The sequence below is a fragment of the Fibrobacter sp. genome, assembly GCA_024398965.1.
Taxonomy (GTDB): domain Bacteria; phylum Fibrobacterota; class Fibrobacteria; order Fibrobacterales; family Fibrobacteraceae; genus Fibrobacter.
The window spans coordinates 1-25859 of the sequence record JAKSIF010000016.1 but is presented as its reverse complement, the minus strand read 5'-3'; the positions used below and the strand labels follow the sequence as shown (position 1 = coordinate 25859).

22 protein-coding genes and 1 tRNA gene are annotated in these 25859 nt (G+C 49.6%); 12 read left to right on the top strand and 11 right to left on the bottom strand.

What is annotated here, in order from left to right; all coding sequences use genetic code 11:
* Positions 1-15: 15 nt before the first annotated feature.
* From MJZ26_08220 to aroE, 6 genes are all read right to left on the bottom strand, one after another.
* Complete coding sequence (locus tag MJZ26_08220) at positions 16-1467, bottom strand: glycosyltransferase (protein ID MCQ2105761.1); 1452 nt, start codon at positions 1465-1467, stop codon at positions 16-18.
* Entirely contained in the window at positions 1436-2215 is a 780-nt protein-coding gene (hisA, locus tag MJZ26_08215) for a phosphoribosylformimino-5-aminoimidazole carboxamide ribotide isomerase (protein ID MCQ2105760.1), read from the bottom strand. Before hisA ends, MJZ26_08220 begins: the two co-directional genes overlap by 32 nt.
* The gene (locus MJZ26_08210; GenBank protein MCQ2105759.1) at positions 2215-3219 is read right to left on the bottom strand and encodes a hypothetical protein; all 1005 of its coding nucleotides are present in this window, start codon (positions 3217-3219) and stop codon (positions 2215-2217) included. The genes hisA and MJZ26_08210 overlap by 1 nt, the downstream gene beginning before the upstream one ends.
* A gap of 2 nt (positions 3220-3221) precedes the next feature.
* Positions 3222-4205 (bottom strand): GDP-mannose 4,6-dehydratase, encoded by a 984-nt coding sequence (locus tag MJZ26_08205; GenBank protein ID MCQ2105758.1) that lies wholly within the window; start codon positions 4203-4205, stop codon positions 3222-3224.
* 61 nt (positions 4206-4266) lie between these two features.
* Positions 4267-5877 carry a 3-dehydroquinate synthase gene (gene aroB, locus MJZ26_08200; protein MCQ2105757.1) on the bottom strand — a complete coding sequence of 537 codons (1611 nt, stop codon included), beginning with the start codon at positions 5875-5877 and terminating at the stop codon, positions 4267-4269.
* A 2-nt stretch (positions 5878-5879) separates the two neighbouring features.
* Positions 5880-6767: a shikimate dehydrogenase gene (aroE, locus tag MJZ26_08195; protein MCQ2105756.1), complete on the bottom strand. Its 888-nt coding sequence runs from the start codon at positions 6765-6767 to the stop codon at positions 5880-5882.
* 99 nt (positions 6768-6866) lie between these two features.
* On the opposite strand from aroE, the gene MJZ26_08190 reads away from it, so the two are divergent.
* On the top strand, positions 6867-8648 hold the full coding sequence (locus tag MJZ26_08190) for a DEAD/DEAH box helicase (protein MCQ2105755.1): 1782 nt from the start codon (positions 6867-6869) through the stop codon (positions 8646-8648).
* Between the two features lie 107 nt (positions 8649-8755).
* Here MJZ26_08190 and MJZ26_08185 read toward each other — a convergent pair.
* A tRNA-Thr gene (locus MJZ26_08185) sits at positions 8756-8828 on the bottom strand.
* A 108-nt stretch (positions 8829-8936) separates the two neighbouring features.
* Here MJZ26_08185 and MJZ26_08180 point away from each other — a divergent pair.
* Complete coding sequence (locus tag MJZ26_08180) at positions 8937-9620, top strand: tetratricopeptide repeat protein (GenBank protein MCQ2105754.1); 684 nt, start codon at positions 8937-8939, stop codon at positions 9618-9620.
* Positions 9621-9736: 116 nt separating this feature from the next.
* On the opposite strand, the gene MJZ26_08175 is transcribed toward MJZ26_08180, so the two are convergent.
* From MJZ26_08175 to bamD, 4 genes are all read right to left on the bottom strand, one after another.
* Positions 9737-10744 carry a rhomboid family intramembrane serine protease gene (locus tag MJZ26_08175; protein MCQ2105753.1) on the bottom strand — a complete coding sequence of 336 codons (1008 nt, stop codon included), beginning with the start codon at positions 10742-10744 and terminating at the stop codon, positions 9737-9739.
* 82 nt (positions 10745-10826) lie between these two features.
* Positions 10827-12533, bottom strand: a complete 1707-nt coding sequence (locus tag MJZ26_08170; GenBank protein MCQ2105752.1) for a hypothetical protein — start codon at positions 12531-12533, stop codon at positions 10827-10829.
* Positions 12533-13351 (bottom strand): hypothetical protein, encoded by an 819-nt coding sequence (locus tag MJZ26_08165; GenBank protein ID MCQ2105751.1) that lies wholly within the window; start codon positions 13349-13351, stop codon positions 12533-12535. The genes MJZ26_08170 and MJZ26_08165 overlap by 1 nt, the downstream gene beginning before the upstream one ends.
* 27 nt (positions 13352-13378) lie before the next feature.
* Entirely contained in the window at positions 13379-14233 is an 855-nt protein-coding gene (bamD, locus tag MJZ26_08160) for an outer membrane protein assembly factor BamD (protein MCQ2105750.1), read from the bottom strand.
* 83 nt (positions 14234-14316) lie between these two features.
* Here bamD and MJZ26_08155 point away from each other — a divergent pair, with 83 nt between their 5' ends.
* The 10 genes from MJZ26_08155 to MJZ26_08110 form a co-directional block, all read left to right on the top strand.
* Complete coding sequence (locus MJZ26_08155) at positions 14317-15711, top strand: LptF/LptG family permease (protein ID MCQ2105749.1); 1395 nt, start codon at positions 14317-14319, stop codon at positions 15709-15711.
* Positions 15708-16805: an LptF/LptG family permease gene (locus MJZ26_08150; protein MCQ2105748.1), complete on the top strand. Its 1098-nt coding sequence runs from the start codon at positions 15708-15710 to the stop codon at positions 16803-16805. The genes MJZ26_08155 and MJZ26_08150 overlap by 4 nt, the downstream gene beginning before the upstream one ends.
* Before the next feature lie 26 nt (positions 16806-16831).
* Positions 16832-18670, top strand: coding sequence for a sensor domain-containing diguanylate cyclase (locus MJZ26_08145; GenBank protein MCQ2105747.1), 1839 nt, complete (start codon positions 16832-16834; stop codon positions 18668-18670).
* A 2-nt stretch (positions 18671-18672) separates the two neighbouring features.
* Positions 18673-20163, top strand: coding sequence for a sodium:solute symporter (locus tag MJZ26_08140; protein MCQ2105746.1), 1491 nt, complete (start codon positions 18673-18675; stop codon positions 20161-20163).
* A 76-nt stretch (positions 20164-20239) separates the two neighbouring features.
* On the top strand, positions 20240-20998 hold the full coding sequence (locus MJZ26_08135) for an SIMPL domain-containing protein (GenBank protein ID MCQ2105745.1): 759 nt from the start codon (positions 20240-20242) through the stop codon (positions 20996-20998).
* A gap of 510 nt (positions 20999-21508) precedes the next feature.
* Complete coding sequence (locus tag MJZ26_08130; protein MCQ2105744.1) at positions 21509-23839, top strand: anaerobic ribonucleoside triphosphate reductase; 2331 nt, start codon at positions 21509-21511, stop codon at positions 23837-23839.
* 53 nt (positions 23840-23892) lie between these two features.
* Positions 23893-24051, top strand: a complete 159-nt coding sequence (locus tag MJZ26_08125) for a hypothetical protein (protein MCQ2105743.1) — start codon at positions 23893-23895, stop codon at positions 24049-24051.
* A gap of 153 nt (positions 24052-24204) precedes the next feature.
* A complete protein-coding gene (nrdG, locus tag MJZ26_08120; protein MCQ2105742.1) occupies positions 24205-24825 on the top strand; it encodes an anaerobic ribonucleoside-triphosphate reductase activating protein in 621 nt (206 codons plus the stop codon).
* 282 nt (positions 24826-25107) lie between these two features.
* A complete protein-coding gene (locus tag MJZ26_08115; GenBank protein MCQ2105741.1) occupies positions 25108-25437 on the top strand; it encodes a DUF3467 domain-containing protein in 330 nt (109 codons plus the stop codon).
* Between the two features lie 118 nt (positions 25438-25555).
* Positions 25556-25859: hypothetical protein (locus tag MJZ26_08110; GenBank protein MCQ2105740.1), on the top strand; the 304-nt coding region annotated here is incomplete at its 3' end.

Genomic DNA, 25859 nt, shown 5'->3' with positions numbered 1-25859 from the left:
TGTTCTTTCTAGAGGTTATTTGAGATAGTAATCCTTGACAACCTGACGGAAGAATTCGAACTGGGCCTTGCTGGAATTTTCAAGAGTGTAGCGGGTGCTACGTTCGTGGCAGTCCTTACGCATTTGCTCGTAGGCAGCCTGGTTTTCCAGTTTCATCTTGCGGCAATCTTCCAAGGCTTCAAGCCATTTGTCTTCTTCGATGGGGAGAATCTTGCCGTACTTCTCGTTATCCACAATGTTACGGGGGCCGCCGTAGTTGCTGACGATGGCGGGCGTACCTGTAGACATGGCTTCTACGACCACGTTTCCAAAGGTGTCTGTGGTACTGGGGAACAAGAAGAAGTCGGCGTCGGCATAGAGACCTGCCAGGGTTTCACCGCCTTGTTCTCCGGCGAAGTTGACGCTATCCTTCACGGCGTCGTCGTTAGAGAATCGTTTCTTGATTTCTTCCAGGTACCAGCCGTAGCCAACGTACATCAGTTCAACATCGTTGTACTTGGTGGCGAACTTGGTCCAGACATTGTTCAAGAATTCAAGATTCTTTTCCTTGGAAATTCGTCCGATGAAGGCGAAACGAACTTTCTTCTGCTGGCGGGTGCAGCCGAACTTTTCCCAGGTTCCCTTGTCGCGCATTTCCGGGGAGAATCTTTCTAGGGGAAGACCGCGGGGCATCAGCTTTACCTGGTTTCTGGGAACCTTCAGTTCATTGACCAGAGCGTCGGAATAGTCGTCGCAGGGACTGATTACCGGGCGGGCCATTCTGTAAAATACCTGCATCAGCCAAAGAACATAGACGTGCATCCACTTGGCCTTAACCAAGGTTCGTGTGTACTGAGGAACGTCGGTACGGTAATGACTCATGACCTTGATGCCGGCAATCTTTCCGCAAATGGCGATAAGCCATGCGCCGGGGCTCGGTGTTTCAAGTTCGATGATGTCGATGGGATAGCGCTTCATTAAGCGAATCACGGGGCCGACACGGGGAATTGCCAGTTCACTGTTGGCGTAACCCAGCTGTTCCATGCTGAACATTCGAGGCAACAGCATGCAGTAACCGTTTTCAACAACACCGCAGGGGCGAGTGTTGAAGGCGCTGCCTGCAAGGAAAGCCTTGAGACCGTGCGCGCGCATGTAAGGGATTACATTACGCAGGTTGTTTGCGATGCCGTTTGTTTCGTCAAGATTGTCTGAATAGTAGAGCACGCTGACATCGTTTGGGTCTTTGGCAAGACGGGCCTTGCGTTCCTTATTCAGATGAAAACGAAGCTTCAAGAGCTTGGGCAGGTTCAGCAGAGCAGAACCGAAAACGATAGGCGGAATCCAGCAAGTGCGAACATTTCCAGGGGGCTTGTGCTTGATGCCGTACTGTTTATGGAATGTGCTGGTTACGGTGCGTCCAAAGATTTCTGGACGGGAATCCAGGTTGTCCGTCGCTTTAAGCTTTGTTGAATTCGACGCATTCGTCATACTTCACTCCTTTACCACCAAAAAGGTCCAATGCGCTTCCGATGGTGAGGTCAATCTTTCCGCCAGAAATTTCCTTGCAATGCTTAAGGTCGTCGAGACTCTTTGCGCCGCCGGCGTAGGTTACCGGAATGGGGCTGTTCTCTGCGAGGAATCGAATCAGTTCGTCGTCCATTCCTTGCTGCTTACCCTCGACATCGGCTGCGTGAATCAAGAATTCGTCGCAGTATCTTGCAAGGTCGTTGAGGTTTTCTGCGGTGATTTGAATGTCAATTAAGGTCTGCCAGCGGTTTACGGCAATGTTCCAAGTGGGCTTGCCGTTGGCATCGACGCCAGTACGCTTACAGCTAAGATCAAGAACCAGGTGTTCCTTGCCGACAACATTGACTAAAGCGTCAAGGCGGCTGCGGTCCAGCTTTCCCTCTGGAAATATCCAGCTGGTGACAATGACGTGGCTGGCCCCTGCATCCAGGTATTCCTTGGCGTTGTCTGCAGTAATTCCTCCGCCAACCTGAAGCCCGCCGGGGTAGGCTCCCAGTGCCGCCTTGGCTGCTGCTTCATTGCCTTTTCCCAGCATAATCACGTGACCGCCGGTAATATGGTCTTTCTTATAAAGTTCTGCAAACCAGGCGGGGGAACGGTCCGTCTCGAAATTGGTCTTAAGGCCTGCTCCGGAATCGCTAAGGGAGCTGCCAACAATCTGTTTTACTTTTCCGTCATGAAGATCGATGCAGGGTCTAAATTTTGTCATCAGTCCTTGACTCCTGTAATAGCCCAATCCAGTTTCTTGCCGTTTTCCAGTTCGCTGCGGCCCCTGTAGAACAGGACTTCGCCGCCGGCGGCAATCTTGAAAGCCTTCTTCGCAATCCAGCCCTCGACCTTGTCGAGGATGCTTGCCTTTTGGAAGGGCTTCTGGGCGTTAAACTTTAAAGGGGGAACATCCTCATTCCACTGGATAGTAATGTCACCCTTGGGGAAACCTTTCCCGCTGTAATTTTCTTGTCCGTCACTGATGGACTTTGGTGTAACAACCTTGATTCCGTTGCCGCTGTTATAAAGAGCGTATCCCACCAGTTTCTTGTCGTGGGTAATGGAAATTCTTCCTGCGTATAGGGGAGAACGTCCATTAGTGCTAAAGTTGATGGAACGGATGGCGATATCCGTTGCCTGGCTTGTTTGCCAGGTTTGATCCATGTAGGCGTAACCCTTGACTTGCAGTGTATCTTCGTTGTAGGCAATCTTTCCGGATACTCGTCCGTAGGGAATGTGAACGTACTGTGCGAACTTATCTTTGCCAATATTCCAAACGTGATTGCTTGCGTTGGGAGCGCCTTCGGCACTTTCGAAGGTTACATCCAGAAGGAATTTACCGCCCTTATCGGCGGAATACATGACTCGGTGGCCCTTTCCAGGCTTGTGTTCCATCAGGTATTCGCCCTTGATATCTAGGGTAGCGTTTGCCTTGTCTGCCTTGAGACGTTCCGGAGGATACTGACGGCCAACAGTGTATGTCTTGCCTTTAAAATTCCAGAAAGTCAGGTCACAACCGATTTTCTTTCCGGTGGCGGGAATGTACAAGGTTGAGTAATTTACGAATGCCCTGGTGCCGTTGTCAAATACGAACTGGTAGCTCCAGGTTTCGTTGAATTCCTTGGTTGTATTCTGGTGTGGCATGAAATCGTCAACGGAGGTTGCTCCTGCAAGGCAGATGCAACCTAAGACCACTGACGCGATTACAGAAAGGATTCTAGCCATGCTTACAGACGAAGGTCCTTGCCCATGCCAAGTTTCAATTCGGTTCTTCTGCGCTGGACCATTTCATTGAAGAGGTCGGTAAGGCTGTCTTCCATGCTGATCATGGGCTTCCAGCCGATGTCCATTGCCTTGGTGGGATCGCCGATAAGCAGGGGAATTTCGTTATTGCGTTCGTAGCCGGGGTCGAAACGGAAGTCAACGCTGACGCCTGCGATGTCTACCAGGGTTTCCACGACTTCGCGGAAGGTGTAGGACTTGCCACAGCAGAGGTTGTAGACTTCGCCGGAGTCGGCCTGGTTCAAAATCTGGATCATGCCTCGGGCCACATCACGAACGTCGATCATGTCACGGCTGATATCCAGACTGCCGGAATAAATGGTTGGCTCGGTTCCGTAGTACTTGATCTTTACTAGCTGGTAAGTGATAGACGGAATTACGAAGCGGCGGCTGTGATGGGGACCGGTGAAATGGAAGGGACGGACGAACACAATATGCAGGCCGTATGCGTTACGGAATTGGTTTCCCAAAAGCTCCATGCATGCCTTGGAGGTGGCATAAGGCGTCAGGGGATTGGGAAGGTCTGTTTCCTTGTGGAGGTAGGTCAGGTTCCTTTCTGTTCGTCCATAGATTTCGCTGGAACTGAGCAGCATGATTTTTGCCTTGGGGCAAACCTGTCGTGCAGCTTCCAGAAGATTCTGGGTACCAAGCAAATTGATGTTCAAGGTCTCGTAAGGCTTCTTGTAGCTGAGACCCACAGAAGACTGGCTTGCCAGATGGTAGATGTGGGTCGGGGAGACCTTTTGCAAAACGTCAAGCATGTCCTTGAAGTTAAGCAGATCTCCGTTAAGATACTGAACTCCTTCAACCTTTTGCCAAGGTTGGGGCTGTTCATCGCTAAAGCTGTACAGGTCATGGGACGTTCCCATTAGGCTAGAAAGAATGTGGAAGCCAAGAGCTCCTGTACCACCAGTAACTAGAATACTCATAAACACCTCAAACTTAATATACTACTAAACGGCCCCTTGCGAATCTTACAAATTCGTTGCCTTACTTGATGGCCTGCCAGGACTTGGCGACAATTTCCTTGTCCACGTTGGTCACCTTTTCTACGACGCCAATCTTTGTGGGGAGAATGTACACGCGAGTTCCCTTTTCGGCCTTCTTGTCTACAGCCATGGCATCCCATGCGGCATTGACGTCGATATCATAGGTCTTGGGGAAGTTTAGGTCGTCCAGCAACTTGTTCTGTCTTGCCTCGTCTTCGGCGGTCATCTTGCCCAGGAGAACGGAGCAGCGGGCTGCAACGCGCATGCCGAGGGAAACTGCAATGCCGTGGGTGAACTTTTCGTAGTGGGTCAGGTTTTCGATGGCGTGACCGAAGGTGTGACCGTAGTTCAAAATAGCGCGAAGACCGGCTTCCTTTTCATCGATGCCGACGACTTCGGCCTTAATGGCGCAGCTACGCAGAATCAATTGCTTCAGGACTTCTTCGTCGTGGTTCTTGATCTTTTCGACGTTTTCTTCCATGTACTTGAAGAAAGCTTCGTCGTAGATAACGCCGTATTTCACGATTTCAGCAAGACCGGCCAGGTATTCGGTTTCAGGCAAGGTGCTGAGAACGGAAATGTCGCAGACCACAGCTTCGGGCTGGTAGAATGCACCGATCATATTCTTGCCTTCGGGATGGTTCACTGCCACCTTGCCGCCGACGGAACTGTCCACCATGGAAAGCAAGGTTGTGGGGAACTGGATAAAGGGGATGCCACGCTGGTAGGTTGCTGCGCCAAAGCCTGCCATGTCACCAACCACGCCACCGCTGAACTGCAACAGGCAACTCTTACGGGTGTAGCCACGATGAAGCATAAAACTGTACAGCTGGTTCAGGTTGTGCAAGGTCTTGTTGCGCTCGCCAGCCTGGAACTTGAACACCGGGCAGCGTCCTGCTTGGATTCTCAGGTCGGACAGGGTGCGGTTCTGTGCCTTGGAAATGTTTGTGTCCGTGCAGACCAGGAACTCGTACTTGGGAGAAAGCTTGAGAACTTCCAGCAGGACTCCTACATCGGAAATGATGTTCTTGCCGATAAAGATGGGATAGCGACCGCCGCTGCTGGGCATGACGTTCAAGGCGTGACTTTCCCAGAACTTCATTATGTGCAAAATCTTTTCGATGACATGGTCTTCAGAAAATTCGTTGGAACTTTCTACGCTGAAATCGGCATTGGCATAGTTAGGCTCGCGGTCCTTCAGCATCTGCTTGATCTTTTCGAGGCGTTCCTCGTCAGAGAGATTTGCCAGGAGAGGGCGGGTGTTCTTGCGGCCAATGCGTTCAGAGAGAACTTCGGGCTTAGCCCACAGGCGGATGATGGTTCCGTTTTCGCGGATGACTTTCAAGTTTGCAGGCTGGGTCAGGGCGCCACCACCCAAAGAAATGATGTGGGGCTCTGTCTTGACAGCAAATTCAGCTACCACGTCTCGTTCCATTTCGCGGAACTTGGTTTCGCCGTCCTGTTCAAAGATTTCACTGATGGTTTTGCCGGCGCGTTCTACAATGACAGCGTCGGTATCTACGTAGGGGCGGTTTAGACGTTCTGCAAGGGCTCTTCCGGTGCGGGATTTTCCGCTGGCCATGAATCCAGTAAAAAATACGTGCTTCTTCATAATTAACCTTGCATTCCTTTACGCATGATTTCAGCCATTGCGTCGTTAGTGATATTCTTGGTTTCGACCGGGAACCATTTGCGGAAACTTTCAATGCCCTGGTGGACAAGCATCCCTTCGCCTGTTACGGTCTTGCATCCCTTGGCTTCTGCCATCTGCAGGAGTTTTGTACGGGGCGGGTTGTAGACGATGTCGTAGACCACCTGGCCCGGGGTAAGGTCGTTTTCTGCCAAGGGAGATTGATCTACGTTGGGAGACATGCCTACCGAGGTGGCGTTGATGATGATCTTTATGTCCTTGGAAATGGACTGGAACTGGTCGAAAGTGACTACCTTGACCTGCTTTGCCTTGCCATTAAAGAACTGGTTCAATCCATCTGCAAGAGCGCTTCCTTTTTCGGGCGACCTGCATACGATGGTAAGTTCGTTGCCTAGTTCCACAAGGGTGTAGGCTATGGCTTTTGCTGCACCACCGTTACCAAGGAGGGCGACTGTGGTGTTGGCCGGGGAGCCCCCGAATTCTTCCAGATTGCGAATGCATCCGTAGGGGTCTGTAGTGGTTCCACAGAGGGTTCCGCCTACGATTCCGTCCTTCCAGTACAGGGTGTTGACGCTTCCGGTAAATCTCGAAATGTCAGAAAGTTCGTCTACAAGGTCCATTACGGGAGTCTTATAGGGAATGGTAACGTTTGCTCCACGAATCTTTAATGCCCTGAAACCCTTGATGGCGTCAGCCAACTTTTCGGGTTCCGGAGAAAAGGGAACGTAGGCCGCATTGATGCCAAGAGCTTCGAAAAGAGCGTTGTGCATCAGGGGCGACTTGCTATGACCGATGGGATTACCGAAAATACAGAGAGTTTCGGTCTTCCCGTTAATAATTCTTTGGCTCAAAAAAACCTCTTTTTTTACATCATAAAGATATATAAAAAAGAAAAATAGTAGCACTCAGGGTATTCTTTTAACGGGGTATTTTTACTAACTTTGCGCCCTATGAATCCCAATGGCGCTATTATTGTTCAGAGTAACATGGAAATTATGGTGGAAGTGGATGCTCCCACCTATGAAGCAGCACGTGATGCAATCGCTCCCTTCACCGAACTGGTAAAGAGTCCGGAGCATCTTCACACATACAAGATTTCTCATTTGAGTCTATGGAATGCTGCTGCAACAGGCCTTCGCGCCAATGACGTTGTTGAACGCCTCGAAAGCCAGAGCCGCTATCCCATTCCCCAGACGGTCATTACCGAAGTCGAAGACTACATGGCTCGCTATGGCCTTCTCCGCCTAAAGAAGGATGATGGCGACAACCTGCTGATTGAATCCGATGACAAGTTCATGTTCACCGAAATCTGCAAGCTACGTGAAGTGGAACCTTTCATCAAGGAATTTATTGATGACTGCCATGCAATTGTTGATCCTGAACGCCGCGGCCATTTGAAAATGGCTTTGACCAATGCAGGTTTCCCGGTGGAAGACCTTGCTGGTTATACCGTGGGCGATCCTTTGCCCATCAAGCTTCGTGATACAATGCTTTGCGGTAAGGAATTCAAGCTCCGCGACTACCAGAAGGAAGCTGCCCAGATTTTCTATGCCAGTGGTTCCGAAAAGGGCGGCTCCGGTGTAATCGTGTTGCCTTGCGGTTCCGGTAAGACTGTCATTGGTATTGCTACCATGGCTTTAGTACAAACTAAGACTTTGATCTTGACTCCGAATATTTCTGCATCCCGTCAGTGGATTCGCGAAATTTGCGACAAAACGGACTTGACTGAAGACATGGTGAAGGAATATTCCGGCGAAGTCAAGGAAATCGGACCTGTAACGGTTGCCACCTACCAGATTCTGACTCAGCGTAAGCGTGCCAAGAAGGCTGGGGAAGAGGTGACTGAGGTTGACCTGTCCGAGGGAACCGAGGAAGAAGTCAAGAAGGAACTTTCCAACTTCCCGCTGTTCAGTCAGCAGAAGTGGGGACTGATGATTTACGACGAAGTCCACTTGCTGCCGGCTCCTGTGTTTCGCCTGAGTACTGAAATGCAGGCGACCCGTCGCCTTGGCCTTACCGCTACCTTGGTTCGTGAAGACCATAAGGAAACTGAAGTCTTTAGCTTGATCGGTCCTAAGAAGTACGACATTCCTTGGCGCATTCTTGAAGCCCAGGGCTGGATTGCTACGGCGGACTGTAACGAAATTCGCATTCCCATGGAAGCGGAACTGAAGATGAAGTATGCCTTGGCTCCTGTTCGCGATAAGATTACCCTGGCCAGCACTAATCCCGAAAAGACTGACATTGTACAGCGCTTGCTGAAATTCTATGATAAGCCCGAAGACCGTGTGCTTATTATTGGCCAGTACATTGAACAGCTGGAAACTCTTTCCCAGACATTGGAAATTCCTCTGATTACAGGAAAAACTCCTAACAAGGAACGTGATCGCCTGTATGCTGCCTTCCGAGATGGTAGCCTTAAGAACCTGATGATCTCTAAGGTGGGTAACTTCGCTATCGATCTTCCCGATGCAAATGTGCTAATTCAGATTTCAGGTACTTTCGGAAGCCGTCAGGAAGAAGCCCAGCGTCTTGGTCGAGTGCTTCGCCCCAAGAGCGATGGCGGTGCCGCTCATTTCTACAGCATAGTGACCCAGGATTCCAAGGAACAGGAATTTGCAATGAATCGTCAGCTGTTCCTTACCGAGCAGGGCTACGCCTACAAGATCATCAAGCGTGGTGATTGGGATATTCTTGCAAGAACTCCTGAGGAACTGGCTGCCAGGTCCTAGCTTATAGGATAAAGCGGAAAGGATAAAGATTAAAGTCTTTACGCTATATCCTTTTTCGCTTTACACTAAAAAATGCCCGCCTAAGAAAGGCGAGCATTTTTTAATCGAGCCACCCAGCAGACTTGAACTGCCGACCTGCTGATTACGAATCAGCTGCTCTACCAGCTGAGCTAGAGTGGCGAAGCGGCGAAAAGGTAGCAATACGGCACTAATTTGTCAAGACTGGCTGACAAAGGCCTGTTTTTTTGCTAAAATGTGCTTCACAAAAATTTAAAATGGACATTTACAATGGCTAACGAAAACAATACCAATAATTCTGAAATTAAGGCATTCTTTGTTGCTCACGGTTCTAAGATTGCTGCTGCCCTGGTGGTAGTTATTGCAATTGTAGTGGGTGTGGTCCAGTACAAGGATTACAAGGTCGCTGCCGCTGCAGAACAGGCTGAACTCCTCGGTCCGGGTATGGCTCTTGTCTATGCTGGTGACAAGGAAAATGCTGTTGCAGAATTTGAATCTAAGATCAATTCTGGCAAGCTGAGCGGTGTTGCCCTTGCAAAGGCTGCTCTCTACGCTGCAAACATCAAGTACGAAAATTCCGACTACGATGCTGCAGCAGTCCTCTTCCAGAAGTCCTTGGACAATGCCGGTTCTGTTGCCTTGGTTCGCGCAGCCGCTCTTCATGGTCTTGCTTCTGTCAAGATCGAAAAGGCCGACTACTCTGCCGCTGCCGGTCTGCTGGAAAAGTTCGTTGCTGAATTTGGCAAGCGCACTGGCGATAAGGAAGACCGCTACCAGAAGGACGAACCGGTTGACGAAGTTGCAAACGTGGCCGACGCCATGTGGAAGTTGACTCTTGTTTATCAGCAGCTCGGTGCAAACGACAAGGCTAAGAAGACTGCTGAACGCATCCTGGTTGTCTACGGCGACAATCAGAACTATGCTGACAAGGCTAAGAAGTTCCTCGCCGAATAGTGACCACGCCGATCGTTCGTTGGTTATAGAACCTCCGGTTATCGGCACTAAGCGCAGGATAAAAGCGCGTACTTGAAAGAAATATCATAAAAGCTCCGCTACAGGCGGAGCTTTTTTTACAAGGCAAGATTCCAAGCCAGGGCGAAAAGTCCGTAATAAGCAAGAAGGCCCAGGCCGTCTACGGTAGAAAGAGGTGCTCCCCAGCGGAGCGCCTTTGTTGTAGGGATCAGTCCGCAGACAAGTCCTGCAACGAAACCGTATGCATGCCCAAGGATATCTGCGTTTTCGCCAAGGCCAAGGAATACGGCTAGGGATGCCGCGCCACAAAGAGGGGCGAACCGACGAAGGAGTCCGTGACTTTCCCTGGGCATTAGACGGAATTCCATAACGGCTAGGCAGCCGATGGCCGCGAATACAAAAGTTGAAAAGCCAAGGGAGCGGAAGTCGGTCTTTACTGTTAGCGATACGCAGATGTTGGCTATGGCGCTGGCGACCGCGATGAAGGGGGCCAACCGCAAAAGAGGAATGCGGTAGGTAATCATGTTCATGACGATGTATCCGCAAAGCAGGTTCGATGCCAGGTGTCTTGCGTCTCCGTGTAGGGTCAACGCGGTAATGCTTCGCCACCATTCTCCCCGCAGGACTTTGCTTGCGTCCGATATTCCTGCGCTATGAAGTTTTGCGGCTTCTGCGAAATCAATAAGAGTGAACGTCAGAGGGGCAAGAAGTATCCAGAAGGGTTGCAGGCTGAAACTTAAGGGAATGGGAGGGTTATCTTCCCTTGGAGGATTTTCCTTGTGGAATAGCGCAAGCTGAACACGCGCCTGCGCCTCGTGCTCGGGAATGATGAATATCTGGAAAGGACCTTCTTCTGTACGGATAAGTCGGTGCTCTATACCTTGTGATAAAAGCAATAGACTGTCGTCTCTGATTCTTCTTAGTGAACCTTCTGAAATGCAGGAAGTTTCTGGATATTCAGGCTCTGCATCGCCTGTTATACTTGTTTCGGAAGTCGAGTCTGCAGCTTGTTTTTCCGGATTTACAGATGGTGTGATGGAAGAGACTTCCTGAAGGTAATTGCTCCGCATGTGTCGCGGACGCAGTGGTGACATAAAGCGTGACATGCGGATCTCCTGTATGCTTTAAAGATACAAAGTCGTATTGGAGAAAAACAACTTCGAGGTTGGAGAGCTGCTGCGTTACAGCTTACTTGAAACGCTTTACGGCGGCAGATGTCAGTGCGAATTTACCTGTGGCGGTTTCACATTCCGCACGGAGATAGGCGTAGTCGTCGAAATATATCTTGATGTCTGTGGCGGGGCGGGCGGCCACCTGGCTTGCCAGGTGTAGCTCTTCCCTGGGGGCGAGCTTGCCGTTGTTCAAACGGCGCCGCCCGTATATCCGGATGTACCTAAAGCCACCGCCCAAGTCATTGTTACTGCGGGCGTGGAATGTTACTGCCTGGGATGTCTCGTTGACTTCTGCATTTTCTGTCGCTTCGTCACTTCGTTCCCACCAGAGAGCGGGACCGTCGGTAATGTAACAGTTGTCTCCGTTGAACGCTCTGTTCAGCATTTCAAGAGTCAAACCTGCCGAACCGTCCTGCAGTTTTCTGTAGTCATCTGCATTTAGCTTCACGACGGTTCGTACGTTTCCGAAGACATGTTCCCTGCTGTGCTTTAGGGATATCAAGGGAAGGTTTACTGCGGTTGTGTCATTTAGGTCGCCATGAGCGTCGTTACCGCCAATCGGCAATACGAAGTTTTCCTTTCCAAGTTCCTGAATCCACCATTCACGCCCCAGCTTGAATCCTTCGTCGCGGATTCCATTCCAGAATTGAATTCCCCGAACGGGATGCCTTGACTTGCTCTGCAGATCTTCTGAACTCCAGTAGCCTCTTCTGAAAACGAACTTCTCCAGCAAACCCATCTGCTGATGGGGATGGGCGGCAAAGCAGTGTGCTTCAGTCATGTCCGTAATCTTTGCCAGACTGAAGGTGGGCTTGTTGTCAAGCCAGTTTCTCCCGCAGTCACCAAGTCCCGGTAGATAGTCCCTAGGGCCCATGACCGTCAGGTGAACGTTTTCCTTCTTGGAGTTGCCTGCGGAAACTTCCTCTCCGGCGATCATCAGCGGGAGAGCCCTGGCGGAACCGTTTCCGCCGGCGTTGTCTCGCTGTTCATTACAGCGGGCTACATCCAGTCTCAGTGCGTTGAACCTAGGGTAGGGTGACTCCGCTTCCTTTGTGTAGTCTTCCGTCAGGAAGGCGAAATCGTAGGCATGGTCGGTGCAACTGACAAAGTCAAGTCCAACAGCATTAGCCGCCTGCTGGAATACTGCAGGCGTGGCGCCGTGTTCTACATGGTCAGCGGAATAGTGGGTATGGCAGTGGGTTTCTCCGGCAACAAATCCGGGCGCCTTGGGAAGATCCTCTTCCAAAATCTGGATTTTTAAAGGCTTCGGTTTTAGACCAGGCAAGTTCCATCTGGAAAAAGTCCTTCTTTGGACTTTTCTGGAAATGTCGTCATTCTTAGAAACGTTTTCTTTTTCGGAAAAGCCTTCTTCCTTGGATGCTGTAATCTGGCAATGTATGTTGTACCTGCCCGGAGGAAGCATGCCAATTTCTACCGGATAGAACCCAAACTGCTCTTGGGCAAGAATGTCCAGGGGAACTTCCTTTTCAAGAATCGCTTCGCTAGAATCCTTGCAAATTTGAAAATGGATTTTTTCGATGCGGACCGGGAACCTGTGTGCGTCTCGGACCACAATCCATAGGGTCGGTGTAACCCCGGGAACAAACTGGAACGGGGCGTCAACAAGGATTTCTGGCCAAGGCTTGTAAAGCAGAGACCAAGGCAACTTAAACTTGAAATGGGATTCTGCGTAACGCAGCGTTTCGCCAGGCAGGAGGCTCATTAGTCCTCCGCTTTCTTGTCGTCGTCAGACTCTTCAATAGGCTCAGGTTCGTTCCACAGACCGAAGCTGACACGAACCTGCATTTGGAGGCCTCCGATGTTCCATTTTGCCTTTTCATCCGGACCGTCGGGGACGATGTCGGCAAAAGACTTCTTTGACTTGACAGAAATGGAACTGAAGCCGATGTCTCCATAGACGTTGAAATTCTTCCAGCTGGCAATCAGGTAGCCGACGCTCAATCCAAAGCCGGAGCCTGTGGCGGGAGTTTCCGCTTCCAGTCTTCCCCAGGTCGAGTAAATCTCTGTACCAGGCAGAACCCAGTACCAACGTACTGCAATGCTGAACAGGGATTCGCCGGAAAGGGTCATCAGGTTGCGAGGAATCCCAAGGCGGTATTCCAGGAACAGGGGAACGCCCTGTATCGTGTAGTTGTAGTTATGGGTCCTGCTTTTGCGGTCGGTAAGAACCACGGATTCGTTGTCATAGATGAATCCGATGCCTGTGCTGATGAACTGGTCCCGGAAAACCTGGAACTGGAGACCTGCGGTTACGGGAAAGCAAAAGTTGACCTTCTGAAAATCCTGCTTGGCGACACTTAGGGATTCGCTTTCTGTAAGTGCGTCTTCCTTGAAACTCTTATAGATGGTGTCCACCGCATCCTGAAAATATTCGCGCTGATCGAAACTTAGGAATGAAACGGAGGGCTGCAAGAAAATGGATAGTCTAGATCGATCGTGCTCCACCTTGTCTTCTGCCAGGATCGGTGAAAATCCAAGGCACAAGGCGAATAGAACGACGAAAAAAGACCAGGCTCGCATTGTGTAGTCCGCAGTACGATGCAGAAATTAGCTCTGCAGTTCCTTGTCTTCCTTCTGGAAGCGCTTCTTCTGGGAATCTTTCTTTAAGCGTTTTTCAAAGGCTGCTTCGGATTTCTCGATTTTCTTTTCGATTTTTTCAATCTGCTTCAGTCCGTCCTTGTTATCTTCGGTAACTTCCTTGCGGGCGATGTTTAGATAGAGCTTTGCTGTTTCGAACTGGTCCAGTTCATTGTAGGCCTTTGCAATCATGAACAGGGCTTCTTCTCGACGCTTAGAGTTCGGGTAGGTTTCCAGAAATTCCTTGAAATAGATAACGGCTGCCTGGGGCTTATCCATTCTTGAATAAAGACGGGCGGTCTGGAATTCCTTTTCTGCCATGCGTTCTACAAGAAGGTTGTAGTAGTAGTTGACGGAGTCACGCAATGGGGTGTCGGGATGGTTGGAAAGGTAGCGTTCGAAATCTCTCATGGCGATGGTTGTGTTGGCATCGTCGCGGGAAACCCTGAATTCCATGTTGAAGGATGAAACGGCCTTTCTGAATTCTGCTGTTTCAATGAAGGGGGAACCGGGGAAGTTGATAATGAAACTGCCGTATTCTCCACGGGCTTCAATCCAGTCTTCCTGATTGAAGTAGCTCTCTGCCAGAAGGAACTGAGCCTGTTCCATGAAACCGGTTCCAGCGCAGGTCGCCAGGATTTCTTCCAGTCGTTCCGTTGTTCGTCCGTACTTTTCGGCCTTGAATAATTCTTCGGCCTTTTCATAGCGGGCTCTACACCATTCGGTGTACTTCATCTTTTCGCCACGGGAAGACGAACAGCTAGTCATCATGGCTGCTGCGGCAAAAAAGCAAAGGAACAAGGGAATCTTTTTTAACAGGTTCATTTTATTTCTTTGGTTAATTCTATTTTTTACAGCAGTAAATTAGAAAAAATTGGCAGCCCAGAAAAATGATTTTAGTCCGGTATGTGTTGAAAGAGCTAATTGCCCCCTTCCTGGCGGCTCTTTTTGGCATTACCTTCCTATTTGTGGTGGACTTTCTTGTAAAAATCCTGGATAACGTGCTGTCCAAGGGTTTGCCTACATCCACGGTCATTGAAATTTTTGTGCTGAATTTGGCGTGGATGCTTTCCTTGTCCATTCCCATGGCGGTCCTTGTTGCAAGCTTGATGGCCTTTGGGCGCCTGTCCGGGGACCAGGAAATTACCGCCTGTAAGGCTGCTGGTGTGTCGCCCTTGTCCTTGATGCGGCCGGTGCTGCTTGTTTCCTTGCTGATTTCGGTGTTGATGGTTGTTTTTAACAACTGGGTTCTTCCAGAGGCTAACCATAGATCTGTGGAACTGATGAGTGCTGTGTCTCGCAAGAAGCCACATGCCTTTATTGATGCTGGTCGATTGATTACCCAGTTCCCGGATGTCCAGCTTTGGGTGAGCCGAATTGACCCTGCGTCCGGTACTCTTTACGGTATCCAGATTTTTGAACTGGAAAAGCGCGGGGCTCCGCGAATTGTTTATGCGGATAGTGCATCCATGGAGTACGCAGATAATGGAGCCACCCTCATGTTGCGCCTTCGTAGTGGTGAAACCCACATGACCGATGTGGACAATCCGGAGAATTACTTCCGAATCAGGTTCTTCAGCCAGGATCTGGCAATGAAGAATGTGGATGACCGTCTGGAACGCCGTAATCGTAATTATCGTAGTGACCGCGAAATGCCCATAGAGATGATGCAGGAAGTGGTGGAGGATGCCCGCAAGAAGTTTGTCGAGGCGAAGGACCAAGCTATCGATAAGCGTTTGTCTACCCTGGTCTCCTTGGTGGAAAACGTTCGGGGAGACTCTGTTGTTCCCGAGGGTGTAGAAAGCAGCATTACTCAGGATTCTGTCCAGCGTAGGCGGTCTCTACAAAAGCTTCGAATTCAGGAAATTGCGGCCCTCCGCACTACAGAACGTTTTTACGGCCGAATGGAGAATGAGCTCAAGCGTGAAGCGCAGTACACAGTAGAAATCCACAAGAAGTTCAGTACGGCCTTTGCCTGCTTCATCTTTATCCTTATTGGAGCGCCCCTGGGAATTATGGCTCGCAAAGGTGGAATCGGTACTGGAATCCTGTACAGCCTTGCGTTCTTTGTCGTTTACTGGATCTGCCTTATTGGTGGTGAAAATCTTGCGGACAGGTTGCTTTTGGATCCGATTCTTGCCATGTGGGCGTCCAATATTATCATCGGTGCTTTCGGCATTTTCATTACCATAGCCATGGTTCGAGATAGGTTCTCCGGCGATTCGAAGTTCTTTAGGGCTATTAGGGCAATCAAGGGTTTCTTTGTCCGTATCTTCAAACGTCTCACAAAGAGGTTCGGATGAAATTCACCCGCTACCTGATCTGGAACTTCCTGAAGATGTTTATCCTGGTGCTTCTTGGCGCCATCTTCATGTTTGTTGTTATTGACTTTGTGGGTAACATCAAGACATGGCTTGCTCGAGATGTCAAGGATGCCTTGGACTACTATGTCTGCTACCTGCCCTACATGATTTACCTGATTACGCCTGTGGCCTTGTTCATCGGTGTACTTGCTTCTGTGGGTAACATGGCTCGCCATCTGGAGATGAGCGCCATGCAGAGTTCGGGACAAAGTCCCTTGAAGACACTTTTCCCCATTTTCGTTTTTGGATTTTTCGTGTCCTTGGCTTCTTACGAAATGAGTGAATATTGGCTTCCTGACGCGAACCATAAGCGTCTTGAAATCATGGAAACCAATGCACAGAAAAAGAAGAATCCGCGCGTGAAGGAAAAGGTTGAATTTACCTTCATTGACAGTGAAAAGGCCAGCTGGTTCTTTAGACATTACTCGGGAAGGAACAAGGTGGGACGCGATGTTGTCTTGCTACTTAGAGACCAGGGTAGGCTTCAGGAACGTTTTGACGCGAAGCTGGTCCGTTGGGTGGAGGATGATAGCACGGGCTCTGGTTGCTGGCAGTTCGAACGGGGCTTCCGTAGAGAATTCCATAAGGATGGTTCGGTTAACGTATTCAACATGCGCAAGGAAAAAATCTGCGGTAAGGTATCCACCCATCCGGATGACCTCATCAACGAACGCCAGGTTTCCGATGAAATGGACTCTAAGATGGTGGAAGCAAGAATTGAGGTCCTTAAGCGCTCCGGTGAAGATACCAAGGTGATGGAGACTGCCCTGCATTTCAAGAAATCGGCCCACTGGATGAATTTGATTGTTTTGCTGATTGGTGCGGCCCTTTGTCACAGGTATAGCCGTTCTGGAGGCCTTTCTCAGAAGTTTGGTGTTGGCTTGCTCATTGTATTTAGCTATTATATCCTCGAACGTATTGGACTTAAGATGGGAGAGAATGGTGCCTTGTCGCCCTTCTGGGCAGCGTGGATTAGCCATGCCGTTTACGGAAGCATTGCTACCGTGATGCTATACCGTTCCTTCCGCTTGTAGCTTGTAAAAAGACCTAGGAACCAGATATGTCAGTTGCGGAAATACTATTTGTTCTTTCGGGCCTGCTTGTGGGCCTTGCTTTCCAGGGGGGAATGCTTCTGTTCCTTATCCCCTTTGCCATTGTGGCTTTTGTGCTTGCTTGGCTCAATCGTCCGCGTTTGGCTGGGCCGAATAGTGCAAATCAGTCCACGTCTACTCTTCCGGTAATTCTTACCCGTAAGACAAGTACCCAGCCTATTATGGTCGCTCCGGATCTTCGTACCGAATTCCGCAATGCTAACGGTATGGTTAATGAACCTGAGTCCGCTTTGAAGGTTAGCCAGGTCTGGGCCCGCGCCAATGCCGATATCAATAAGGGCATGTCCTCCATGATGCGTGCCCTTAAGTACGTGGTGCCTCACGTAAATACGGTTATTGCCTTCACTCAGATGGATAATCCCAAGGAATGGGGTGTTCGTAACTATGTGAACGACAAGGAACTTTCTGTAAACCCCTGCATTCGTATTTCCGAGAACTCCGGCTTGGTTAGCCAGCTTTTCCGTTCTGGCGTAAACCGTATTCTCGAAGGGGATGTTCCTAGCAACAAGAGCCTGCAGTACTATACCGATTCTACTCCGATCAAGTCTGTTGTGGGAGTGCCTATCCTGGACAATAGTGGAATGCGTGTTGGTGCCCTTGTTCTTGATTCTGTTTATCCTAACGCCTTTAATGACCAGACTGCCCAGGCTCTGGTTTACATCGCTAGCGCTATTTCCATGCTGGACTATAAGGGTTTCTACTCCGCTCAGAAGCACATTGCCCTGCAGCAGTATAGCGGGCTTTATAACTACCAGCGCAAGTTCTTCCAGACCATGACGGTGAAGGATATCTACAAGCAGATTATCAACTATGTCAATGACAATGTCGCTTATGATCGTCTGACTATTCTTGCCATGAATAAGGTGAACGAATCTGCCGGTCGTGTGGTGTTCTGCCATGGTCTTGATGCAGAACAGTTCTCTGAAAAGCGCTTTACTTTGAACGACAAGGGCATCTTTGTTCTGTCCCTAATGCGCAATCGTCCTGTGGAGCGCACGTTCTCTGCTGGCTTTACCGAATATGTGCCACGTCTTAACGACAACGAAAAGCGTAATCTTGAATTGCGTCAGCTCTTCGTGATGCCTATTGCCGTTGAACCTGATTCCGCTGTGGCAGACATTGCCATCTGTCTTGAAAGCCGTAGTTCCAGACCTTACAGCGACCACGAAAAGGAACTCCTGAAGGCTTTTGCCGGCGTGGCAGGCTTTGCCTATGATCGTGCACGTAAGTTTGAACATGGTCGTGATCTCGCCATGCGAGACGGCCTTACGGGCCTTATCAATCATCGTACGCTCCACGAAAATCTCCGTACCGAAAAGATTCGTGCTGACCGTAAGAAGTATAACATCGGTGTCCTTATGATGGACATTGACCATTTCAAGCGCGTTAACGATACCTACGGTCATCAGATTGGCGACGTGGTAATCAAGGGATTTGCCGATGCCATTAGTGGTGAAATCCGTAAGGATATCGACATCGTGTCCCGCTATGGCGGTGAAGAATTTGTGGTGGGCCTTATCGAGACCACGGCGGAAGGCATGTTGGAAACTGCAGAACGCATTCGTAAGGCAATCCAGGCCTTGAGTTTTGATGTCCATCAGGCAGAACCTTTGCGCGTTACCGTAAGTATCGGTGCCTTCCTGGTCACTCCGGACTTCCACGACATGAAGAAGGCTGTAAATCTTGCTGACCAGGCTCTCTATAGGGCCAAGGAAGGCGGCCGTAACCAGGTTATTCGCTACGAAGAACTTGAGTTTGATCCTAACGAATCTTCCGCTGATAAGTAATCATGTTCACTGTTGTCGACTGGTTTGTTTTAGCGGCTTACCTGCTGGTGTCTCTTTTTATTGGCCTTTGGGTATCCAGGGGTAATAAGAATCTTAAGGAATACATGCTGGGTGGTGGATCCATGCCTTGGATTGCCGTTGGCATTAGCCTTATTGCAACCTCCGTCAGTGCCACTACGTTCCTAGGGGCTCCTGCGGATGTGTATGGCGACAACATGACATTCCTTATGTTCCAGATAGGTGCGTTCATCAGCATTTTTGTGGTGGGGAAGGTCTTTATCCCTAGATTCCAGAATTCCGGTATTAGCAGTGCCTACGAACTATTCGAAGTCCGTTTCGGAAAACCTGTCCGTCGCCTGGCCGCCGTTTTCTATTGCCTTCATCTTTTGCTTCGTACAGGCATTCTTCTTTATGCTCCGTCCCTTGTGCTCGCTCAGATTCTGCACATTGACCTGAAGGTCGCGATCATCGTTTCTGCGGCGGTTGCCATTTTCTATACCTGGTTTGGCGGCATCAAGGCGGTTATCTGGACCGATGTAATGCAGTTTATCGTATTCTTCGGTGGCGGCGCCTTGGTTCTTTTCCTCATCTCAAACTCCGTAGGTGGTCTTGGCGAGATGGCCCGAATGGCAGGGGAGGCTGGAAAAACCAAGTGGTGGGACGCATCCTTTGACATTTCCAACGCGCGTACCCTGGTGTCTGCAGGTTTTGCCTACGCCGTGCTTGAAATTGCTATTCGTGGTTGTGACCAGCAGTTTGTACAACGCTACCTCAGCTGTAAGGACGTAAAGGCCGCAAATCGTTCCAGTATTCTTTCCATGGTACTTGGGGTTGTTGTCTCCATTCTCTTCTATTGGGTTGGCGCAGCCTTGTACGTCTATTACCAAATGGCAAAAGCGGCTTCCCTTCCGGCAGGACTTGGTCAAAATGACGTCTTCCCGTACTTCATTGTCAACGGGCTTCCGCAGGGCGTTACAGGCCTTATTGTTGCCGCAATCTGTGCCGCCGCCATGAGTTCCCTTTCCGGTGCGATCAACTCCCTTAGTAATACTTCCGAAAGAGATTTCTTCGGCTGGAAGGAAAACGAGGGCCTTGGCGGATTGAAACGAGCTAAGCTCTGGACGGTGCTGTGGGGCGTTCTTGGCGTGTTTGGCGCCTTGTTCGCAGCCACCCAGCAGGGAAGCCTTCTGAAGAACGCCGTATTCTTTACGGGACTCTTTACTGGCCCCCTCCTTGCCATGTTCCTGTTGGCTTTCTTTGGCGACAAGATTCTGGGAAACTGCGCTCGTCATCTTCGTGGCTGGTGCGTCATTGTTGCAGTTCTCTGCGGTATGGGTAGCCTTATTCTTGTTCAGGGAATCCCTGCATTCCATGTGCCCGCCTTGCTCGGTGGAATTTTCAGCTGGCCCTGGATGCCTCTTATCAGTATGACGACAACCGTGGCTGTAGCCCTTTTATCAAGCTGGCTGAGCAATCTGTTGAGGAGCAAGTAGCAACCTCTTGTTAATGAATCCGGCAACACCGGATTTTTTTTTTATAGGTTTTGTATATTAGGCCTTGAGGTTATAGATGTCTTCAAAATTTTTTAATGTCGTTTGTATCGCAGGTCTTGTTGCTTGCGTCTATATGGTTACCAATGGCGGTCGTCCCTGCGTGTCCGGCGGTACTGCTTCGGTAGAGACTCCCCGTGTGGAAGTTTCCGCAATGGAGTCCAAGAAGGTGGCTGCCGACAAGTTTGTGACTGGGTTCCGCCTGGATCTTCGTGATAAGGACAAGGACGTCCTTTTCAAGAAGGTTGCAGAACGTAGGGCAGCTATTTTCGCAAATGTTGCTGCACTGGACATTCCCGAAAAGAATGTGGAACAGAATAGCGTTGATGTGCGTAAGGAATGGTCCTACCACGACGGCAAGCGTAATCTTGCGGGCTATGTGGCAACCCAGAGCTTTGAGGTTTCTGTAGACAACAAGAGCGATGCTGCCGCCTTGGTGGAGGCCCTTGCCTCGGAACCGGATGTAGAAATCGATCGCACTAGTGCAGAACTTAAGGATGTGTCTGCAGTTCAGTCCGAAATTATTGGGCTTGCAAGCAAGAAGGCTCTGTCTCAGGCCAAGAGCTATGCCGATGGCGTCAATGCCAAGCTGGGCGATGTTATCTATGTGGGCGGGGATGGTGGAGTTAACGTCTATGGCGGTTATTCCATGCATCGTAGAGCCAAGGGGCTTGCTGTAAATGCCATGATGATGGATGGTGCAGCTCCAGATGAATCTGCTATTGCGGACTCTGTGGAGGTTAGTGCGTCGGTGCGTCTGATTGTTGAATTGAAGTAACAAAACAACGTATTTTTTAAAGGCGCTCCTTGATTTTGTCAAGGGGTGTTTTTTTTATCCTTTAGGGGTGTTTTTTAATAACTCATTGAACTATAATGAGTTAAGAAAATGTAGTGAAAATAAGTTTTTTGTAATTTAATTTTTTACAAAAATCCGAAACCGGGATAGTGTATTAATTAACGAAGTTTTTGCGTAAATAAACGAGCGTAAATAAAAATTATCAAGATTTTTTTTTGACGATTTCGCATATATAGTGGTTCTTTTATTATCTTGTGTCCTACATCTTGGGGTGGTTAGGTGGCATTTGCCACAAGATGTAGGCTTTATGCTGATTTTGAGCGAATTTGAAAGATTCTTGGGATTGCGCGCTTTTGGGTGGTTGTATTCCTGTTGAATAAAGAGAATTTTGGCCTTTTTTTAGAGTTTTGTTAATTTGGAGTTTACAAATCTCGCGATGAAAAAGCCTAGAGCCGGCGGAATTAGAATTGTTTGAATAAGAAGGATTAAGCAATGATTTTTGCTGTGAAAAAACGTGACGGCCGCGAGATGCCGTTCAACATTGAGAAGATCGCTGGTGCCATCGTTAAGGCTTTCCGTGCCTCTGGTGAACTTGAAGAACAGATTAAGGCTTCCCAGTCTCAGCTGGACCTTCTCGGTGGTGAAGACGTTTTGAACAGTACCGCTCTCAAGGTTGCTGCCTATGCAGTAGGCCGCCTTGAAGCCGAAGGCAAGACTCGTCCTGACATTGAAGAAATCCAGGACGCAGTCGAAAAGGCCTTGACCGAAGCCGGCTACGGTGACACCGCCAAGAGCTACATCCTTTATCGTGCAGAACGTACCCGTGTTCGTGAAGTGAACACTCGCCTCATGCACACCCTTCGCGACATTACCTTCAGCTCCGCCAAGGAATCCGACCTGAAGCGCGAAAACGCAAACATCGATGGCGACACCGCCATGGGTACCATGCTCAAGTACGGTTCCGAATCCGCAAAGCATTTCTACACCATGATGATGCTGAAGCCGGAACACAGCCGTGCTCATTCCGAAGGCGATATCCATATCCATGACCTGGATTTCTACGCCCTCACCATGACCTGCTGCCAGATCGACCTAATCAAGCTTTTCAAGAATGGTTTCAACACGGGTCACGGTCATCTCCGTGAACCCAAGGACATCCGCAGCTACGCAGCTCTCGCTGCAATTGCTATCCAGTCCAACCAGAACGATCAGCACGGTGGTCAGGCTGTTCCTAACTTCGACTATGCCATGGCCGACGGCGTTCGCATCACCTACCGCAAGGCTTACCTGAATAACATGGTGAAGGCCTTGATTCTTCTCACCGGTAAGGAAGAAGAAGAAATCCGTCCGGTTATCAAGAAGCTTCATGAAGAAATGCTCGAAATGGGTATGGTGGCAACTCTCGTTCCTAACGAAAAGTTTGTCCAGACCGAAGCTCGTGAGCTTTCCAAGATCTACAGCACCGAAATCGTTATGGGTGCACAGAAGTTTGCCGAAAAGCAGGCTTACGAAGAAACGGACAAGGCTACCTTCCAGGCTATGGAAGCTTTCGTTCATAACCTGAACTCCATGCACAGCCGCGCCGGTGCTCAGACTCCGTTCTCCAGCATTAACTACGGTATGTGTACCGATCCCGAAGCCCAGATGGTGATGCGTAATTTGCTGCTCACTACAGAAGAAGGCTTGGGTGGTGGCGAAACCGCAATCTTCCCGATTCAGATTTTCCGCGTAAAGGATGGCGTGAGCCTCAATCCGGGCGACCCCAACTACGACTTGTTCAAGTTGGCCTGCCGCGTTTCTGCAAAGCGCCTGTTCCCCAACTTCAGCTTCATGGATGCTCCGTACAATGCTGCTTACTACAAGCCGGGCCACCCTGAAACTGAAATCGCCTACATGGGTTGCCGTACTCGCGTTATCGGTAATACCGCCCGTCCCGAAAACGAAATCACCTTCGGCCGTGGCAACCTGAGCTTTACCTCCATCAACCTGCCTCGCATCGCCCTCAAGATGAAGTCCATCGACCTGTTCTACAAGGAACTGGATCGCATGCTGGCTCTCGTCCGCGATCAGTTGCTGGAACGTATGGAAGTGCAGAGCCGCAAGCGCGTGAAGAACTTCCCCTTCCTCATGGGCCAGGGCATTTGGATTGGTTCCGAAAAGCTGGGCTGGAACGACGAAGTCCGCGAAGTCCTCAAGGACGGTACCCTTTCCATCGGTTTCATTGGCCTTGCCGAAACCTTGGTTGCCCTCACCGGCAAGCATCACGGCGAATCCGAAGCTTCCCATAAGCTTGGTCTCGAAATCGTTCAGCACATGCGTGATTTCTGCGACCGCGAATCCGAACGCCTCCAGCTGAACTTCTCACTCTTTGCTACTCCGGCAGAAGGCCTTTCTGGTCGTTTCCTCCGCATGGACAAGAAGAAGTTTGGCATCATTCCGGGTGTTACCGATCGTGACTACTACACCAACTCCTTCCATGTGCCTGTATACTACAAGATCAGCGCATTCAAGAAGATTGAATTGGAAGCCCCGTATCACGCTCTCACCAACGCTGGCCATATCAGCTACATCGAAATGGATGGCGACCCGACCCAGAACCTGGATGCATTCGAAAAGATCGTTCGCTTCATGGCTAAGTCCGGCATTGGCTACGGCTCCATCAACCATCCGGTTGACCGTGACCCTGTCTGCGGTTACGTTGGTGTGATTAACGATGTGTGCCCCCGTTGCGGTCGTGCAGAAGGCCACGCCATCGATCCGCAGAAGATCGAAGAACTCCGCAAGAAGTTCCCGGGCATGCCCGCCTTCCTGGGAATCCGCTAAGGTTTAAAATAAAGAAAAGTTTATAGGCTGAAAATCAGTCAAGGAGAAATACAATGTCTGAAAAAGAAAAGTCCCAGTATGGAGAAGGCGTTGGCTTTGAACGCATTCGCCGTATCACCGGTTACCTGGTTGGTACAATCGATCGCTTCAACAATGCAAAGCTTGCTGAAGTGAATGACCGTGTGAAGCACGGTTGCGACAGCAATAACTAGTTTGTATTAAATGCCCACGGTGACGCCCGTATGATGCGGGAGAGGCCGTGGGCTTTTTCTATTTGCGGAATTGTCCACAAATGTCATCCTGAGCGAAGAACCGTAAGGTTCGTAGTCGAAGGATCCAGCAGTTTCGAATGAGAAGAGAGTAAAATGGATTTTCAGAATGTAGATAACCAGGAAGATGATTTGCACGAAGTAAGCTACCCTGTGCCGGAAGGCTTCGAAGGGAAGAAACTTCGCATTGCAGGAATTGAACCTGAATCTTTCGTGGATGGTCCTGGTATCCGTTTTTCCATTTTCACTCAAGGCTGTTCCCACAATTGCCTCGGTTGCCATAATCCCCAGACCCACGATTTCAATGGCGGCCACGATATTTCCCTCGCAGAATTGCTTTCCATGATCGAGGAAAATCCGTTGCTGGATGGTGTGACTCTTAGTGGCGGCGATCCTATGTTTCAGGCGAAGACGCTTGTTCCCTTGGCTCGCGAAATCAAGGAACGCGGCTTGAATCTGGTCATTTTTTCTGGATTTACCTATGAACGCTTAATGGCTCTCAAGGATGAAAAACCGGAATGCCTGGAATTGCTGACCTTTGCGGATATTCTTGTTGATGGTCCCTTCATCTTGGCTCAGCGCTGCCTTGACTTGAAGTTTCGCGGCTCCAAGAACCAGCGTCTTGTTGATGTGCAGGCCAGTCTTTCCGCAGGCCGCGTTGTTCTTCACCAGATCCAGTTGGACGAGATGCAGAATAGGCCGGACTTGTTTGAATAGAAATGCTTTAAAGAAACTTCTGTTTTTATAAAGAACGTCAGAAAGACGTTCTTTTTTCCGTTTGGCTATGTTCTTTCAAAGTGTAGATGTAATATAACTATCTAAAAATCACACCCTATTAGAAACTGAGATTTACCTACCTAAAAACTGTATCTTAGATACTTGGTCTAACCTAATTTTTGTTGGATTAGACCATTTTTTAGTATTTTTTCAGCAAATTCAACATAAAATGGCCGTCCTACACATTAGTAGAACATAGCCATTTTATTTGGAGCTATTCTCATGAACGAAAAAAAAGAAAATAAAGCAGCCAACTCCCTTCCAGAAGTTGTCTGGAACGACGGCAACATGAAAAGCCTTTACGTGAACGCAACGAACGTCGTGGGCGGCCGTGAAGAAATCATGATGCTTCTGGGCTTGAATCAGGCCTGGAACATGAACCAGGGCAAGGTGAACGTGGAAATAGCCGAGCGCGTGGTGATGACCCCGTACACGGCCAAGCGCCTCGCCATCATGCTTGGGGCCACCTTGAATGCCTACGAAGCGAAATTCGGAAAGATTGACATCGGCATGCAGGCTGCCGCCCCTGCCGAAAAGCCGAAGAAGGCTTAATTGATTCAAGACAAGCGAAGCGACAACTTTACTAGACGTCGCTTTTTTTTGTTTCAATGTAAAGTGAAATTTCCATAACCACCAACTTATTTTTAGTTTATCTCTTTGGAGTGAACAAATGAAACGATTGCTACCATTTGCCCTCCCAGCGGCCCTGTGCGCCATGTTGGCTTTCTCCTTCGTCGCCTGCGGTGACGACGACAGCAGTTCGGGTTACGTGCACAAGAACGACGCCTCGGCGTCTTGCGGAGTAGACGACGAAAACTGCGAATGCGATGACGATGATTGCGATGTTTCGTCGTCTTCGAAAAAGACTGCTGCGTCGTCCTCGGCTAAGGAAAAGAACGATTCGTCGTCTGCGAAATCTAGCTCGTCTACAGGAGACAAGAACAGTGGCGGTGAGTCTAGCCCAGCCTCGTCAA